The 16,548-nt window shown below is 73.5% G+C and carries 11 protein-coding genes; all 11 read right to left on the reverse strand.

Annotation, left to right across the window (positions count from 1 at the left end; translation table 11 throughout):
- Positions 1-53 precede the first annotated feature (53 nt).
- A complete protein-coding gene (locus tag Asera_RS14765) occupies positions 54-1,730 on the reverse strand; it encodes a helix-turn-helix domain-containing protein (RefSeq protein WP_030448479.1) in 1,677 nt (558 codons plus the stop codon).
- 126 nt (positions 1,731-1,856) lie between these two features.
- The gene (gene menC, locus Asera_RS14770; protein ID WP_030448478.1) at positions 1,857-2,963 is read right to left on the reverse strand and encodes an o-succinylbenzoate synthase; all 1,107 of its coding nucleotides are present in this window, start codon (positions 2,961-2,963) and stop codon (positions 1,857-1,859) included.
- Complete coding sequence (locus tag Asera_RS14775; protein ID WP_157035068.1) at positions 2,963-3,883, reverse strand: GNAT family N-acetyltransferase; 921 nt, start codon at positions 3,881-3,883, stop codon at positions 2,963-2,965. Before Asera_RS14775 ends, menC begins: the two co-directional genes overlap by 1 nt.
- 156 nt (positions 3,884-4,039) lie before the next feature.
- Entirely contained in the window at positions 4,040-5,128 is a 1,089-nt protein-coding gene (locus Asera_RS14780) for a M20 family metallopeptidase (protein WP_030448476.1), read from the reverse strand.
- Positions 5,125-8,460: a serine hydrolase gene (locus Asera_RS14785; protein WP_030448475.1), complete on the reverse strand. Its 3,336-nt coding sequence runs from the start codon at positions 8,458-8,460 to the stop codon at positions 5,125-5,127. The genes Asera_RS14780 and Asera_RS14785 overlap by 4 nt, the downstream gene beginning before the upstream one ends.
- Positions 8,461-8,523: 63 nt before the next feature.
- Positions 8,524-9,555: an ABC transporter ATP-binding protein gene (locus Asera_RS14790; RefSeq protein WP_030448474.1), complete on the reverse strand. Its 1,032-nt coding sequence runs from the start codon at positions 9,553-9,555 to the stop codon at positions 8,524-8,526.
- On the reverse strand, positions 9,552-11,459 hold the full coding sequence (locus tag Asera_RS14795) for a dipeptide/oligopeptide/nickel ABC transporter permease/ATP-binding protein (RefSeq protein WP_084132419.1): 1,908 nt from the start codon (positions 11,457-11,459) through the stop codon (positions 9,552-9,554). The genes Asera_RS14790 and Asera_RS14795 overlap by 4 nt, the downstream gene beginning before the upstream one ends.
- Positions 11,459-12,457: an ABC transporter permease gene (locus Asera_RS14800; RefSeq protein ID WP_030448472.1), complete on the reverse strand. Its 999-nt coding sequence runs from the start codon at positions 12,455-12,457 to the stop codon at positions 11,459-11,461. The genes Asera_RS14795 and Asera_RS14800 overlap by 1 nt, the downstream gene beginning before the upstream one ends.
- A 10-nt stretch (positions 12,458-12,467) precedes the next feature.
- The gene (locus Asera_RS14805) at positions 12,468-14,051 is read right to left on the reverse strand and encodes an ABC transporter substrate-binding protein (RefSeq protein WP_030448471.1); all 1,584 of its coding nucleotides are present in this window, start codon (positions 14,049-14,051) and stop codon (positions 12,468-12,470) included.
- Positions 14,048-14,971, reverse strand: coding sequence for a serine hydrolase (locus Asera_RS14810; RefSeq protein WP_051802749.1), 924 nt, complete (start codon positions 14,969-14,971; stop codon positions 14,048-14,050). The genes Asera_RS14805 and Asera_RS14810 overlap by 4 nt, the downstream gene beginning before the upstream one ends.
- Positions 14,968-16,353, reverse strand: coding sequence for a serine hydrolase domain-containing protein (locus Asera_RS14815; RefSeq protein ID WP_030448469.1), 1,386 nt, complete (start codon positions 16,351-16,353; stop codon positions 14,968-14,970). The genes Asera_RS14810 and Asera_RS14815 overlap by 4 nt, the downstream gene beginning before the upstream one ends.
- Positions 16,354-16,548: the final 195 nt, after the last annotated feature.

Genomic DNA, 16,548 nt, shown 5'->3' on the forward strand with positions numbered 1-16,548 from the left:
GGCGTTTGCGCGCAGCGCCACCGGCGGGCCAGATCCGCTGCGACGACGCCGGATCAAGGTCGATCGGCGGACCGGGGCGGGTAGCCCATCAGGCGCAGTTCGAGCATGGCGGCGAAGCGGGCGTCCGGGTCGGTCAGGTCGATACCGCCGACCTCGGTGAGCCGGCGCAGCCGGTACCGGAACGTGTTCGGGTGGGTGTGCAGCGTCACCGAGGCGGCGGCGACGTCGCCGAACGCGGTCAGCCACGCGTGCAGCGTCTCCACCAGGCAGGTACGCCGCTTGGCGTCGTAGGCCAGCAGTCGCGCCACCGGTCCGCTCGGCGCATCGCCGCGGGCGGTCGCGAGGTCGGCCAGCTCGATCAGCAGCGCCTCGACGTGCACCTCGGAGATCCGGGCGACGCCGGTCGCAGCACGGCCGCGGCGCAGTACCCGCAGCGCCCGGTCGGCGCCGGCCCGGGACCGGGCCAGTCCGGCATGGTCGTGCGCGACCGAACCGATCCCCACCAGTACCCGGCGGCTGCTGCCGATCCGGCCCAGGAACTCCCGGGTCACCAGCACGGCGCGCTGCTCGGCGTCGCCGCGGTCGGCCCGGCAGCCGACGATGCCGTACCCGACGTCGCCGATCAGCGCCACCGCCGAACGCGGGTACACCGCGCTGAGATGCATCGAGAACGCGTCGGCGAGCCGCTGCCGCTCGGCGACCAGCTGGGCGTGCGTGGCGGTCAACCCCTCGTCCTCGGCGCGACCGACCGGGGTCAGGGCGAGCACCAGGCAGCTCTGGTCGGCCAGACCGAGCCGGGTCAGCGCGTCCGCGGCGCCCGGGCCGGCCTCCAGCGCGGTGGCGACGAGGTCGGCGCGCAGCCGGCGTTCCACGTCGGCGCCGGCGCGCAGCCGCAGCAGGTGCAGGGCGACGAGCTTCGCCGCGTCCCGCAACGCCTGGGTGCGCTCGGTCGACAGCGGCGACCGTACCGCTGCCCAGATGGAGCCGAGGATCTCGTCACCGGCCCGGATCGCCAGCGCGACCCGGGGCAGCGCGATCTCCGGTGGTTCGACCGGCATCGGCGCGACCTCGATCGGGTCGTCGCTGCGGTACAGCTCGTGGAACACCCCGCGTTCCTCCAGGACGCGGGTGAAGCGTTGCGGCACCTGGCGGCCCAGGATCGTCGCGATCCGGGACGGGTCCGCCTCGTCCTGCCGGCCGGAGAAGGCGAGCACCCGGGAGTTGCGGTCCTCGATGGTCACCGGCGCGTCCAGCAGCGTGGCGATCGCGTTGGCCAGTGCGAACAGGTCGCCGGAGGGCATCCCGCCGAGCGTCTCCGGGCCGGTGTCACCGACGTCGCCCTCGGCGATCAGCGACCGCAGCATCGCCGCGAGCTGGGTCCAGGAGGCGCCGCGGGTCAGACCCAGCAACGCCACTCCGGACCGGTCGACCGCGGTGGCGAGCTGCTCGTCCAGCGTCACCGGCGCGCGGACCACCAGCCCGGCCGCGCCGTGCTCGCCCAGCTCGGTCAGCAGCGCGGCGACCTCGGCCGGCTCGTGCACCCCGACGCCGAGTACCAGCGCGCGCCGGGGAGGTGCCGGCTCGTCGAGCGGGTCGTGGATGACCACTCCGCCGACCTCGTCGACCGGCTCGGGGTCACCGGCGACGAGCTCGAGCAGGGTGGCGCCGAGATCCTCCAGGATCCGGCCCAGGCTGGCCCGCGGTCGTCCGGCGGTCACGGCGACAAGCACGTCCCAGACGGTAGGGCCCGCGACCGGGACAGGGTTTGGGCGAGCATGACGAAATCCTAGGGGGATTTCGTCGACTCCGACAGGACCCGAACGTGTTCGAGTCCTGTCGGGAGCCCCGGCCGACGATCAGACCGCGATCCACTCGGTACTGGTAGTGACCGCGTCGAGCGCCTCGGCGATCGGTTCCACGCCGATACCCGGCCCGGTCGGTACCGCCAACTGCCCCCGGTCGAGCCGGAACGGCTCGGTCACGTCGCGGGCGTAGTAGCGGTCCGAGGCCGACGTGTCGCCCGGCAGCGTGAAGCCGGGCAGCGCCGCGAGCGCCAGGTTCGCCGCCCGCCCGATCCCCGACTCCAGCATCCCGCCGCACCAGACCGGTACGTCGTGGGCCACGCACACGTCGTGGATGCGCCGCGCCTCCAGGAACCCGCCGACCCGGCCCGGCTTGATGTTGACGATCGAACAGGCGCCCAGTGCGATCGCGTCGGCCGCCGCTCGCGCCGACACGATGGACTCGTCCAGGCAGATCGGGGTGGTCAGCTGCCGGGCCAGCTGGGCGTGGCCCAGCACGTCCTCCTCGTCCAGCGGCTGCTCGATCAGCAGCAGGTCGAACGGGTCGAGCCGGGCCAGGTGCCGGGCGTCGGTGCGGTGGTAGGCGGTGTTCGCATCGACCTGCAGCGCCACGCCGTCGCCGAACCGCTCCCGTACCGCGCGGACCGGTTCGAGGTCCCAGCCCGGCTCGATCTTCAGCTTGATCCGCAGGTACCCGGCGTCCAGGTAGCCGGCGACCGCGTCGAGCAGCTGCGGGATGGACTCCATGATGCCGACCGACACGCCGCAGTCGACCCGGTCACGTACCGCGCCCAGCTCCCGGGACAGCGGCATCCCGCGGGCGCGCAGCTCGGCGTCGAGCACCGCGATCTCCAACGCCGCCTTCGCCATCCGGTGCCCCTTGAACGGCGCCAGCGTCGGCGCCACCCGGGTCGCATCCAGGTCCCGGATCCGGCCCAGCGCCGGGATCAGGAACCGGCGCAGCACGTCGGCGCATGCCGAGGCGTACTCCGAGGAGTACAGCGGGTCGCTCATCGCGACGCACTCACCCCAGCCCTCCGCCTCCGGCGTCACCACCCGCAGCAGCAGGATCTCGCGTACCTGCTGGGTACCGAACGACGTCCGGAACGGCGCCACCAGCGGCATCTCGACGGTGCGCAGCTCCACCCCGGTCAGCTTCATCAAAGTCCTCCTGTGTCGACGATGTAGCAGTCGCCGCGGTCGAACCCGCGGATGCGCCCGCCGGCCGCGAGCAGCCCACCGAGCACCTCGCGTACCGCGCCGCGCCAGCGGGCCGCGCACGCGGGGTCGGTGGCGCGCAGTCCCTCGATGTCGCGCGGTACCGCCACGAGCACCGTCGGCGCGTCGGCCGCCGCCGGTAGCGGCTCACCGGACGGCGAGCGGCGCAGCGCGTACCGGGCGCCCGCCGCCTCCTCGGCCGCCGCGTCGAACCGGCCCGGCGTACCGGCACAGGCGGCGACCACGCCTGGATCGTCGAGCCGCCACTCGATCAGCAGCCGGTCGGTCTCGTCGGCGCCGTTGAGTCCGTCGTGCATCGGCCCGTAGAAGTTCGTGAGGTACTCCACCGGCCGCGCGCCGAGCTTGCCGATGTTGAAGTACGCGTTGCGCCCCACCAGCGGATCGTAGGTCCAGGCGATCTCGGTGACCCCGTGCCGCAACGCCCACGCCCGCTGGTGCACCTTCAGGGCGAACCCGATGCTGCGGCCCCGGGTGCGCGGCGAGACGCCGGCGATGTGGCTGTGCAGCGACCGGTGTGCCGGCGGGGCGAAGAACCCGACGCAGGCGCCGACCAGCTCGTCGCCGTCGAACGCGCCCGCGATGTAGTTGCCCGCCTTCGACATCGCCCGCATCAGCTCCACGCTGAGCGGCATGCTGCCGTCGCCGAACCGCCAGATCCGTTCGTACAGCTCGCACATCCGGTGCAGCTCGGCCATCCCGTCCAGCGCCCGGATGTAGACCCCGGCCGACCGCGCCGCCGCCTCCGCCGCGACCACCGCGGCAGCCTCGGCCCGCGACGCCGAGTCGTCCGCCGCCGCACCGTGGTGCCGCGCGGCCTCCGCAAGATCGGTCGCCGCGCTCATCGACGTTCCTCCTTCGTCGGAACGACGATGAGGCACCAAGGCACACGATGCCCATGATTCGCTCGCTCACGCTCGCTCATCGACGTTCCTCCTTCGTCGGAACGACGATGAGGCACCAAGGCACACGATGCCCATGATTCGCTCGCTCACGCTCACTCATCGCGGACCCTCCGTACGCAGGAGGTCGGCGACCAGCTCGCGGACCAGGGCGGTGCGCCGGGGCAGCTCGTCGACGCGGACGTGCTCGTGGTCGGCGTGCGCGCCGCCGCCGACGGCACCCAGCCCATCCAGGGTCGGGGTACCGACACCGGCGGTGAAGTTGCCGTCCGAGGCGCCGCCGACCGCGGCGCAGGACAGCGGGCCGACGCCGATGCGGTCGGCGAGTGCCGCGGCCCGCGCGTACAGCTCGGCGGAGGCGTCGGCGGCGAGCGGCGGCCGGTTCGGCCCGCCGGTCACCACGATCCGCGCCCCGGCCAGCCGCGGGGTCAACGCCCGCATCGCCTTGTCGACCCGGTCCTGCTCGGCGGCGCTGCGCACCCGCACGTCGACCGCGAACCGGCCGTGCGCGGCGACGGTGTTGGTGGTGGTACCGGCCTCGATCCGGGTCGGTGTCACCGTCGTACCGGCCGCCGCGTCGCCCAGTTCGGCGACCGCGAGCACCTGGTACGCCGCCTCGATCGTCGCGTTCACCCCGCGTTCGGGTTCCAGCCCGGCGTGCGCGGCGCGCCCCTCGACGGCCACCTCGTACAGCGAGACGCCCTTGCGCTCGGTCTTCAGCGCGCCGCCGTCGGCGGAGGCCTCCAGCACCAGGGCGGCCGCGCAGCCGCGCGCCTCGTCCTCGATCAGCGACCGGGACGACGGCGAGCCCAGCTCCTCGTCCCCGGTCACCAGCAGCGTCACGCCGTCCCGGTCGGGCAGCGCGGCGAGCGCGTGGAACGCCATCACCACCCCCGCTTTCATGTCGAAGCAGCCCGGACCGCGCAGCACGCCGTCGCGCACCTCGAACGGGTGCGTGGCCAGCGATCCGTGCGGCCACACCGTGTCGTGGTGGCCGAGCACGAGTACCCGCCGGGAATCGCCGAACCGCCAGCGCAGGTGGGTACGGCCGGCCAGCACCAGCCGTTCGGGCTCGGCGCCCAGCAGCCGGGTACCCAGCGCCGCCACCAGTTCGGCGCTGCGGGCGACGGCATCGAGGTCGTCGGACGGGGATTCGCAGCGCACCAGCTGCTCGATGTCGGCGATCATCCGGACACCTTCGGGGTGGCGCGGGCACCGAAGTGCAGGTACGGCTCGCCGGTGGGCAGCTGGTAGAACACCGCCGACATCCACGTCTGGGTGCCGGGTGCGCGCAGCGCGAACAGGTCCTCGGTGACCGGCACCAGCGGGTACTCCTCGGTCTGGTCGGCGGCGAGTTCGGCCAGCGGGCCGGTGACGGTGTGCCGCAGGCGCAGCTCGCCGTCGGCCCGGCTCACCTCGAGCCGGGCACCGGCCCGTTCGTACACGCCGACGTGCCGGCCCGGGTCGTACGACGGGGGCCGCGCCGGCGGCCCGAACGGTGCGGGCAACGCCACCCCGGCCAGTTCGGCGAAGATCTCCCGGTACAGCTCCTCGTACAGGTCGCGGGTGTGGCCGCCGTTGGTGAGCAGGGTGACGGCGAGCCCCTGCTCGGGCAGCAGCCGCAGGAACGCCGACTGCCCGATGGTGTTGCCGTCGTGGCCGATCAGCCGGTGCCCGTTCCACCCGAACCGGATCCAGCCCAACCCCCACGAGTCACCCAGCGGGTACGGGTCGGGCACGTCGGTCTGGTGTTCGGTCATCGCCGCAGCCCACCGCTCGCCCAGCACCCGCGTACCGTCGGCGGCCACGCCCCCGTCGAGGTGCATCGCGGCGAACGCGAGCACGTCGGCGGCGGAGGCGGTGATCAGCCCGGCCGGGCCGAGCGCCCGCGGCAGTCCCCACACCGGCGCCGGCTGCGGATCGGCGTCGCCCTCGGCGACGTGCCCGACCGCCGCCCGGAACAGCAGGGCCTCCTCCGGCAGGGTGGTGGTGTGGGTCAGGCCCAGCGGGGTGAACAGTCGTTCCCGCAGCGCCTGGTCCCAGGTGAGTCCGGTGAGCTTCTCGATCACCCGGCCGGCGAGCACGAAGCCGGCGTTGCAGTAGGAGAACGTCACACCGAGCGGGTGGTTCTGCCCGACGGTGTCGAGCTGCTCGACGTAGCGGGCCACGCAGTCGTCGCCGCGCCCGGTGTCGGTGAACACGTCGCCGTCGATGCCGCTGGTGTGGGTGAGCAGGTGGCGCATCGTCGCCTGCTTCGCCACCTCGGGGTCGCCCAGCCGCAGCTCCGGCAGTACCTCGGCGATCGGGGCGTCGAGGTCGAGCTTGCCCTCGTCGACCAGCTGCATGACCACCGTGGCGGTCCACACCTTGCTGACCGAACCGATCTGGAACAGGGTGTCGTCGCGTACCTCGACGCCGGTGCTGAGGCTGGTGACGCCGTGGTGCGCGAGTACCGGATCCTCGCCGAGGCGCAGGATCCCCAGCGTGGCCCCCGGTACCTGGTGCGCGGTGGCCAGCTCGGTGAGCCGGCGCTGCCAGTGCGCGGCGTCCAGTGCCGGGCGGCCGCGCCGCGCCGGCGGAGCCGCGTACCGCTCGACCCAGTCGACGATGCGGCTGTTCCAGTCGGCCCGGTGCGACGGCGCGCCGTCCAGGATGAACAGGTGCGACTCGTCCGGGTAGCGCACCAGCCGGGTCGGTACGCCACGGGCGCGCAGCGCGCCGAACCACTGCTCGGCCTGCCCGACCGGGCACCGGTCGTCGTTCTCGCCCTGTACCAGCAGGGTCGGCGTCCGCACGTCGTGCACCCGGGCCAGCGGGGACAGTCGGGCGTAGCGGTCCGCGTCCTGCCACGGATCGCCGGACAGCTCCGCCGCGGCGAGATAGTGGCCCATGTCGGAGGTGCCGGTCATGCTGGTGAGGTCGGCGACCACACCACCGGCGACCGCCGCGGCGAACCGCTCGTCCCGGCTGGTCAGGTAGCAGGTCATGTAGCCGCCGTAGCTGTAGCCGGTGACCGCCAACCGGTCCGGGTCGGCCAGGCCCTCGGCGACCAGCTCGTCGATCGGGGTCAGGAAGTCCGGCGCGTCCGCCTCGCCCCAGGCGCCGAGCGCACCGGTCAGGAACGCCTCGCCGTACCCGTCGCTGCCGCGCGGGTTGAGCAGCAGCACCGCCCAGCCGCGATCGGCGAGCACCTGGTGGTACAGGTGGGCCGGGTCGGCGGCGCCGTTCCACGCGTTGTGCGGGCCACCGTGGATGTCCAGCAGCAGCGGCAGCGGGCCGGAGCGGTCCGGGTCGCGTACCAGCCAGCCGTGCAGCACAGTGCCGTCCGGTGCGGCGAACTCGCGCTCCTCGCGCGGGTAGCCGACCGCGTCGGCGGGGCAGTGCCCGGTGTGTACGGCGATCTCGCCGGTGGCGCGGTCGACGGTGCCGACCTCGCCGTACGAGCTCGGGCCGGCGAGCACCACCGCCACCGTGTCGCCGACCGCGGACATCCCGGCGACGCTGCGGTCGCCACCGACCAGCAGCCGCGGCGCTCCGCCGGCCAGCGGCACCTCGTAGAGGTGAGTGGATCCGTTGTCGCGCACGCAGAACAGCACGCCGGTGCCGTCGGCGGTCGGCTGCGGCAGCGCCCCCGGATAGCCCGGCCCGCCGGGCATCACGTTGCGATCCAGCGGCCCGGCCAGGTTCTGCGGCTCGCCGCCGTCCAGCGGGATGCGCAGCAGGCCGGCGTTGCCGACCCGGGTGTCGGTACGCCCGACCGCGAGCAGCGCGTCACCGGCCGGGGTGAAGGCGGCCGTACCCAGCTGCCAGTCGGCGCCGCCGACCAGCACCGGCTTGGCGTTGCGCGCCACCGCATCCACCACGTACGCGCCGATGCGCAGGGTCAGGTCCGCGTCGGCGTCCCGGGCGGCCGGAAACGCCAGCCGGGTACCGTCCGGCGACCAGGCCGGATCGCCGGCGTGCCAGTCGCCGCTGGTGATCCGGCGCACCTCGCGGGTCGCCACATCGACCACGTGCACGTGGGTACGCAGGGTGCGCAGCAGCCCCGCCCCGTCGGCCTTGCCGTCCAACCGATCGGTGACGATCGGCGCGCGCCGCCGCGCCGCCGCCGCGTCGGCGTCCTCGCCGGGTACCGCGTGCAGGTCGATCGGTGCGCCGAACGCGATGCGGGTACCGTCCGGGCTCCACACCGGGGTGCCGGCGCCCAGCGGCAGCGAGGTCAGCTGCTCGGCCTCCCCGCCGGCCACCGGCAGCAGCCACACCTGCGCCGGGCCGTCGGCGGCGCGCAGGAACGCCAGCCGGGTGCCGTCGGGGGAGAACACCGGCGCGGCGTCGGCCTCGCCGAACGTCAGCTGCCGGGCCGGTTGCCCCGGCCGTACCAGCCACACCGTGCGCCGGTCCCGGTCTGCGTCGCGCCGCACGGTACGCAGCACGTACGCGATGCTGCCGTCCGGCGCCACGGCCGGCTGCTCGGGTAGCGCGATCGCGTACAGGTCGTCGATGCTCGGACGTCCGGCCATCTGGTCCTCCTCGTCAGCTGGCGTCGGCGGCTGCGACCCGGGCGCCGCCCACCCACTTCCGTGCTACTCCAGCGTGTCGCCTCGCGCGCCCGGAAACCCTGTCCGGACAACCGAATTCGGTACCGGAGAGTCGGTGTGTTCGACAGCCGCGGCGAAGTGACAGGCGGCGCGGTGCTCGCGCGAGGGGGCGACGGTCGCCGGGTCGACCGTCGTGCAGATCGACCGTCCCGGGTCGACCAGCGGGCCGACCGGGCAGCGCGGATGGAACCGGCAGCCGGCCGGCGGGCGGTGCGGATCGCCGGGCTCGGCGTCGGCGACCGGCGAGTCCGGCGCCGCCAGCAGCGAACGGTGCGCCGAGGGCGCCGCGTCGACCAGCTCCCGGGTGTACGGGTGCTGCGGGTCGGCGAGCAGCCGCTCCGCCGGGCCCATCTCGACGATGCGGCCCAGGTACAGCACCGCGACATAGTCGCTGACGTAGCGCACCACGGCCAGGTTGTGCGAGATGAAAAGCATCGTCAGCCCCAGCTCGCGTTGCAGCTCGCGCACCAGGTTGAGCACCGATCCCTGGACCGACACGTCCAGCGCGGAGGTGATCTCGTCGGCGATGACCACCTCGGGCCGCGCCGCGAGCGCCCGGGCCAGCGCGATGCGCTGCCGCTGCCCGCCCGACAGCTCGCCCGGCAGTACCCCGGAGCGGCCGGCGTCCAGCCCGACCAGCTCCAGCAGCCGCGCCACCTCGCCGCGGCGCGCCGGCCGCCGCCGGAACACCTCGCGCGGCAGCGCCTCGGCTATCGATTCGCCGACCGTCATCCGCGGATCCAGCGACGAGTACGGGTCCTGGAACACCAGCTGGATCGGCCGGCGGCCGCGCGGCAGCCGGCGTACGTCGGTGCCGTCGAGCAGTACCCGCCCGCCGGTCACCGGCGCCAGCCCGACCGCGGCGCGGGCCAGCGTCGACTTGCCCGACCCGGACTCGCCGACCAGCCCGACCACGCTGCCGGACGGGACCCGCAGGTCGACGCCGTCGACGGCGGTGAGCCCGGACCGGTGCGTGCCGTACCGCACCTGCACGTCCTCGAAGGCCAGCTCGGTCATGCGGTTCCCTCCACCGGGATGCGATCGTCGGCGGTGTCGTCGGCGCCCGGGTCGGTGACTGGATGCCAGCAGGCGACCCGGTGGTCGTCGGTGACCGGCGCCAGCTGCGGGTCCGCCGAGCGGCACCGGTCGGTGGCGTACCGGCAGCGCTGCGCGAACGCGCACCCGGCCGGCAGCGCGGTCGGCTCCGGCGGCCGGCCGGCGATGACCCCCAGCGGCCGGTCCCGGTCGGCCGCGAGATCCGGTACCACCGCGAGCAGCGCCCGGGTGTAGGGATGCTGCGCCCGCTCGGCCAGCTCGGCGGCCGGCAGGTCCTCCACGATGCGTCCCGCGTACATCACCAGCACCCGCTCGCAGGTCTGGGTCACCACGGCGATGTCGTGACTGATCAGCAGGACCGCCGCGGCGGTGTCCCGGCGTACCCGGTCGAGCAGCCGCAGCACCTGGCGCTGCACCGTGACGTCCAGCGCGGTGGTCGGCTCGTCGGCGATGATCAGCCGGGGCGTACCCATCAGACCCATGCCGATCATCGCCCGCTGCCGCATCCCGCCGGAGAACTCGTGCGGGTACTGGTGGGCCCGCTTGGCCGGGGCCGGCACCCGCACCTGCGCGAGCCGCTCGATCGCCCGTACCAGCGCGCCGCGGCGGCCGAGGCCCTGGTGCTCCTGCGCCACCTCGGCCAGCTGCCGGCCGATCCGCCGGGTCGGGTTGAACGAGGTGGTCGGGTCCTGGAACACCATCGCCAGCGAGGTACCCAGCAGGGTGCGGACCTCCCGCTCCGGCACCGACAGCAGCGGCCGGCCGGCGAAGTCCAGCCGGCCCGCGGTCACCTCACCCGGGCGTTCGATCAGCCGTGCCGCCGCCAACGCGGTGAGGCTCTTGCCCGAGCCGGACTCGCCGACCACGCCGACCGCCTCGCCCGCGCCGAGCGTGAACGTCACGCCGCGCACCGGTTCGGCCCAGCCGGTCGGGGTCGGGAACCGTACCGACAGGTCCTCGACCCGCAGCACCGCATCGGGGTCGTCGGGCCCGGTGGGCGCCGCAGCGGGGCGTCCCGGCGCGCGCGACAGCAGCCGGCGCAGCGGCGTGCGGTGCCCCAGCGCCGCGGCGATCGTCTCGCCGCACAGGTTGAACGCCAACCCCGCCACCACCACCGCGACACCCGGGCCGAGCGCCGCCGCCGGGTTGGTGTAGATCCGGTTCAGCCCGTCGCCCAGCAGCCGACCCCAGTCGTACGACGGGGCCTGCACACCGATGCCCAGAAACGAAAGGCCGGCGAACGACAGCAGCGCCGCGCCGGCGCCGATCGTCGCGTTGACCACGAGCGGCTCGGCGATGTTCGGCAGCACGTGCCGCACCAGCACCCGCAGCCGGCCGGCACCGGCGATCCGGGCCGCCGCCACGTAGTCGCGTCCGGCGACCGACGCCGAGAGGGTCTGCGCCACCCGGGCGAACCCCGGCGCCGTGGCGAACCCGATCGCGAGCACCGCACCGGTGGTACCCACGCCGAACACGACCGCGAAGAACAGCGCGAGCAGCAGCCCGGGGAACGCCACCGCGATGTTGACGACCGCCACCACCACCCGGCCGGCTCGGCGGGGCAGCACGGCCGGCGCGGTACCCAGCACGGTGCCGACGGTGACGCCGATCAGCATCGCCAGCAGCGCCAGCCCGATCGACAGCCGCGTGGCGACCAGGGTGCGGGCGAACAGGTCGCGGCCCAGCGCGTCGGTGCCGAGCAGGTGCGCGCCGGAGGGGCCCTGCTGGATCGCGTCGGTGTCGACCGCGGTCGCCTGGGCGCCCCAGACGATCGGTGCCACCACGGCGAGCGCCAGTACGAACAGCAGCAGGATCGCCGCGCACGCCCCGAGCGGCGTGCGCAGGACCGCGCGAAGCCGGCGCATCACGCCTCCCGGATCGTCGAACGCGGATCGAGCACCCCGAGCAGGACGTCCACGACCAGGTTGACCAGCAGCACGCCGACCCCGTAGACCAGCACGATGCCCTGCACCATCGGATAGTCCTTGGCCAGGATCGACGACACGATCTTCGCCCCCAGCCCCGGCCAGGCGAACACGTTCTCGACCAGGATGGTGCCGGCCACCATCGAGGTCAGCATCAGCCCGGCCAGCGTCAGCGTCGCGGTCACCGCGTTCGGCAGCGCGTGCCGCAGGTAGATCCGGCGGGGCCGCAGCCGCTTCGCCCGCGCGGTACGCACGAAGTCCTGGCCGAGCACCGCGAGCATCTCCACCCGCACGATGCGCGCCAGCACCGCGGCCGGGCCGACCGCGAGCGCCACCACCGGCAGCACGAACGACAGCGGACCCTGCTGGCCGGCGACCGGGAACCAGTGCAGGTTGACCGCGAACACGTACACCAGCGCCACCGCGAGCAGGAACTCCGGGATCGCGGCCAGCACCACGGCGCCGATCGCGAACCCGAGCTCGCCGCCCCGCCGCCGACCGGCCCGGGTGGCGACCGCCATCGTCACCCCCAGCGGCACCGCGACCAGCAGCACCAGCAGGAAGGCGAGGATCGCCAGCTGCGCGGTGGCCGGCAGTCGCTGGCCGATCACGTCGGCCACCGACTCGTTGCTGGACACCGACACGCCCAGGTTGCCGTGCACGAGGCCCTGCAGGTAGTGCCAGTACTGCACCACCAGCGGGTCGTCCAGGCCGAGCAGCTCCCGCCGTGCCCGGACCACCGAGGCCGGCGCGTTCATCCCCAACGCCGCCCGTACCGGGTCGCCCGGCACCAGGTGGATCATCAGGAACGACGCGGTCACCAGTACCCACAGCGAGATCGCGAACCGGCCGAGGCGGCGCAGCGCGAACAGCAGCCAGGGGCTGCGCCACACCCGTACCGCGGTGGCCGGCAGCGCCGGTCGCAGCTCGGTGGTCATCCTCTGGACCTCACTGGTACATGCGGATCGACGCCGGGTCGATGCCGTCGTTGGAGATGAACTTCGCGTTCTTGCCGAACGTCGGCACCATGGAGTCCACATAGGACACGACGTCGACGTTGCGGTAGAGCGCCTTCTCGGCGGCCGCCCACTCGCCGCAGCCCTTGTTGCCGGCCATGGTCATGGCCTGCTGCACGTGCTTGGCGTAGTCGGCGTTGTCGATGTGGGAGAAGTTCGTGCCCTTGGGCGGCACCGCGCCGGAGACGAACGGGACGATGGTGCTCGGCAGCCCGGTGGTGATCGGCGACATCGACACGTCCCAGTTGCCGGAGCTGAACAGCACCTCGTTCAGCCCGGTACTGTCGATCGCCTTGAGCTTGACGTCGACACCGAGCTTGTGCCAGGTCTGCTGCACCAGCTCCGCCGCGGCCGCCGCGGTCGAGCCGATCCCGGTCTGGTACAGCACCGTCAGCGACAGCTTCTTGCCGCCCTTGACCCGGGTGCCGCCCGGGCCGACCGTCCAACCGGCCGCCGTGAGCCCCGCCTTCGCCGCCGCCGCGTCGAAGCCCGGCACGGTGCCCTGCACCGTGTTCACCCGGCACGGGTTCGGCGCCACCGTCACCAGCCCGGTCGCGGGCGTGCCCCGGCTGTCGGTGAGTACCTTGCCGACCCGGGCCAGGTCGAGCGCCTGCACCAGCGCCTTGCGGACCGCCTCGTCCTTGGTGGCCCGGCCGTCGGCCTGGTTGAAGAACAGCTGGCCGAACGGGGACCGTACGTCGGCGTGGAACAGCTTCTGCGCCGACAACCGCTGCTGGTCCGGGCCGTTGACCGACACCGCGTTCAGCTCGCCGGACAGCATCAGGTTCGCCGCGGTCGTCTCGTTGCTGATGACCTTGACGACGACCTTGTCCGGCAACCCCTTCTGCTTCGGGTTCCAGTCGCCCGGACCCCAGGTGAAGTCCTTGCGCCGGGTCAGCGTGTAGTGGTCGTTGGGCACGATCTCGGAGACCTTGAACATGCCGGTCCCCGCACCGCCCTTGGCGAGCAGCTTCGGATCGTGCAACCCCTTGCCGCACACGATCGACACGGTGCCGATGTTCAACAGCAGGAACGGATCCGCGCTGCCGCTCTTGACCGTCACCGTGCGGCTCGCCTCGTCCGCCGTGGCCGTGGTCCCGGGCGTGACCCACAGCCCGGTCAGCGGCGACTTGTTCTTCGCATCGCCCAGGTAGCTGATGTTGTCGGCCACGTCCTTGGCGGTCAGCGGCGACCCGTCGTCGCAGGTCAGGCCGCGGCGCAGGGTGAACGTCGCGGTATGCGTGTCGGCGGTCCACTTCGCCGCCAACCCCGACTTCACCGACCCGTCGTTCTGCACCTCGACCAGCCGGCTGTACAGGAAGCGGTCCACCCCGCGGGTCACCGACAGCACGGTCTGAATCGGGTCCAGGTTGCCCGGGTCGGTGGCGACCGACATCGTGAACGTCTTGCCGTCGACGAGCGTGCCGCCCGATCCGGCGGCACCGCCGGTCGAGCATCCGGCGAGCGCGAGCGCGCCCACCCCGAGCAGACACACGACGGTACGTGCGGGCCTCATCGGCTACCTCCAGCCAGGTCCGGAACGGGTACGGGTTGTTCCTGCCGCAGGTGCTCGACCGCGAGCCGCCCGGCGGTACCGATCGCGGCGTCGATCGCCGGTTGCCGCTGCGCCAGGCTGCTCGCCCGGGTGAACACGGCGACCGCGTACGCGCGCCCGTCGGGGTAGCTGACCACGCCGGCCTCGTTGCGGATCGCCGGCAGCGTGCCGGTCTTGGCCGCGATGCCGACGCCGTCGGGGAAGCCGCTGCTGAGCCGGTGCGGCCAGATCTGCTCGGCCATGATCGCCCGAACCTGCGCGCAGGCTTCCGGCGACGCGGCCCGGTCGGTCCAGATCGCGTCCAGCAGCGCGGTGATCTCGGCCGGCGTCGACGCCGTGGTACGGGTCGGGTCCAGCACCGTGAGCCCCCGCAGCTGCTCGGCGCTCGCCGCCGCCAGCGCCACGTCCGGATCACCGTTCGGGTCGGTGCCGAGGTCGTCGGCCACCGAGGCGAACAGGTCGGTACAGCAGCCGCACAGCCGCGTGTGCGTCAGGCCGAGGTCGGCCAGCACGGCATCGACCGCCGCCTGCCCGACCCGGTGGAACACCACGTCGGTGGCGGCGTTGTCGCTCATCGTCAGCATGTTGCGGGCCAGATCGCGCCAGCTCATCTGCACGTCGTCGCCGCACCCGGCGGTACCGATGCCACCGATCCGGTAGCCCACCGTCACCGTCGCCCGCTCACGCGGATCGAGGCGGCCGGCGGCGACCTCCCGCGCGTACGCCACCGCCACGACGATCTTGAACACCGAGGCGAGCACCACCGGTTCGTCGGCAGCCACCGCGACGCTCGGCCCGTCCGGCACCCCGATCTCGCGGGCGTGCACGAACCCGGTCGCGCCGGCAGCGGTGAACACCGAGCGGATCTCGTCCGCGATCACGACGACACCCGCGGGTCGGCCCGGCCGGTGTGCAGGTACCGGGCCGGACCAGCACCGGCACCGACGAACGCGTGCGGTGTGTGCAGGCCGTGCTCGGGTTCGCGCGGCAGCATCGTGTCCCCGCGCCAGCTCACCAGCTCCAGCTTGGTCACCGGCTCGCCCAGCTCGACGAAGATGCCCTTCGGGGTGCGCTCCAGCCAGATCCGGCCCTCGTCGTCCTGGCTGACCACCTGGTCGGCCACCGACGAGGAGTAGGTGCCGAGATACCGGCTCGCGTCCACGGCCGGAGGCTCGTCCGCCGGCACCGGCATCGCCGGCAGCTCGACCCCGGCCAGCTCCCGCAGCACGGTGCCCACGAGCTCGGTGTACAGCGGCATCGGGTTGCCGCCGTTGGTCAGCAGCGAGACCGCGACGTTCCGGTCCGGCACGATACGCAGGAACGCGTTCTGCCCGATGGTGCCGCCGTCGTGCCCGATCACCGGGCCGCCGGGGAAGTCGAACAGTTCGAAGCCCAGTCCCCACGCGTCGCCCATCAGGCCGAGCTCCGGTAGCTCCACCTGCCGCGCGCGCATCGCCCGCGCGCTCGCCGCGCTCAACACGCTCGTACCGTCCGGGCCGGCGCCGTCGGACAGGTGCATCCGGGCGAACCCGAGCAGGTCGCGCGCCCGCATCGTCAGCATGGAGCCGGCCGGCGCGTTCGACGGCGCCAGCGCCCACACCGGCGCCGGTACCGGATCGGCGTCGGGGGCGGGCGGGATGTGCCCCACCGCGGCCCGGTACATGATCGCCTCGTGCGGGCCGTGCGCGGTGTGCGTCAACCCCAGCGGCGTGATCAGCTGCTCGCGCAGGCACTGCTCGTACGGCTTGCCGCGCAGCACCTCCACCACCCGGCCCAGCACGCAGAACCCGGCGTTGTTGTACGAGAACATCTCGCCCGGCGCGAACAGCTGCGGCACGTCGGCCAGCGTCGCCACGTACTTCTCGACGCAGTCGTCGCCGCGGCCGGTGTCGGTGAAGATGTCACCCTCGAACCCGGCGACGTGGCACAGCAGCTGGCGTACGGTGATCGCCGCGGCCGCGTCCTCGTCGGCGATCCGGAACTCCGGCAGGTAGCTGCGTACGGTCGCGTCCAGCTCCAGCCGGCCCTCGTCCACCAGCTGCATGATCAACGTCGAGGTCCACAGCTTCGTGATCGACCCGACCTGGAACACCGAGTCGGTCGTCGCCTCGACCCCGGTGGCCTTGCTCAGTACGCCCGACGCGGTGTCGACGATCTCGTCGCCCGCCATGATCGCCACGGCCGCCGCGGGAACCCCGTTGTCGGCGAGCAGCTTCGGCAGCCGCTCCTCGACCCACCCGCCGACCTCTGACAGCTGGGACATGTCCGCTCCTTCGTCGCAGGATTCACCGACCCTAGGCGCGCCCAGCACGGCGGAGTTCGTGCCGCAAGACAGGAGTCGCGGATCCGTTTGGTGCCCGACGACGAGGCGCGAGCTCCACCGGTACGGCGGGGTCGGCCCCGGCCCCGACCGGGCCGGCAGGCCCGGCTCGCGGCGACCGACGCCGCCCGCCCGCGG

It is taken from the genome of Actinocatenispora sera, assembly GCF_018324685.1.
Lineage (GTDB): Bacteria > Actinomycetota > Actinomycetes > Mycobacteriales > Micromonosporaceae > Actinocatenispora > Actinocatenispora sera.

Bases quoted from the DNA above. Each gene is read 5' to 3' on its own strand.
- menC (WP_030448478.1), bottom strand. From the start codon at position 2,963: ATGAAGCTGACCGGGGTGGAGCTGCGCACCGTCGAGATGCCGCTGGTG.
- Asera_RS14775 (WP_157035068.1), bottom strand. From the start codon at position 3,883: ATGAGCGCGGCGACCGATCTTGCGGAGGCCGCGCGGCACCACGGTGCG.
- Asera_RS14780 (WP_030448476.1), bottom strand. From the start codon at position 5,128: ATGATCGCCGACATCGAGCAGCTGGTGCGCTGCGAATCCCCGTCCGAC.
- Asera_RS14785 (WP_030448475.1), bottom strand. From the start codon at position 8,460: ATGGCCGGACGTCCGAGCATCGACGACCTGTACGCGATCGCGCTACCC.
- Asera_RS14790 (WP_030448474.1), bottom strand. From the start codon at position 9,555: ATGACCGAGCTGGCCTTCGAGGACGTGCAGGTGCGGTACGGCACGCAC.
- Asera_RS14795 (WP_084132419.1), bottom strand. From the start codon at position 11,459: ATGCGCCGGCTTCGCGCGGTCCTGCGCACGCCGCTCGGGGCGTGCGCG.
- Asera_RS14800 (WP_030448472.1), bottom strand. From the start codon at position 12,457: ATGACCACCGAGCTGCGACCGGCGCTGCCGGCCACCGCGGTACGGGTG.
- Asera_RS14805 (WP_030448471.1), bottom strand. From the start codon at position 14,051: ATGAGGCCCGCACGTACCGTCGTGTGTCTGCTCGGGGTGGGCGCGCTC.
- Asera_RS14815 (WP_030448469.1), bottom strand. From the start codon at position 16,353: ATGTCCCAGCTGTCAGAGGTCGGCGGGTGGGTCGAGGAGCGGCTGCCG.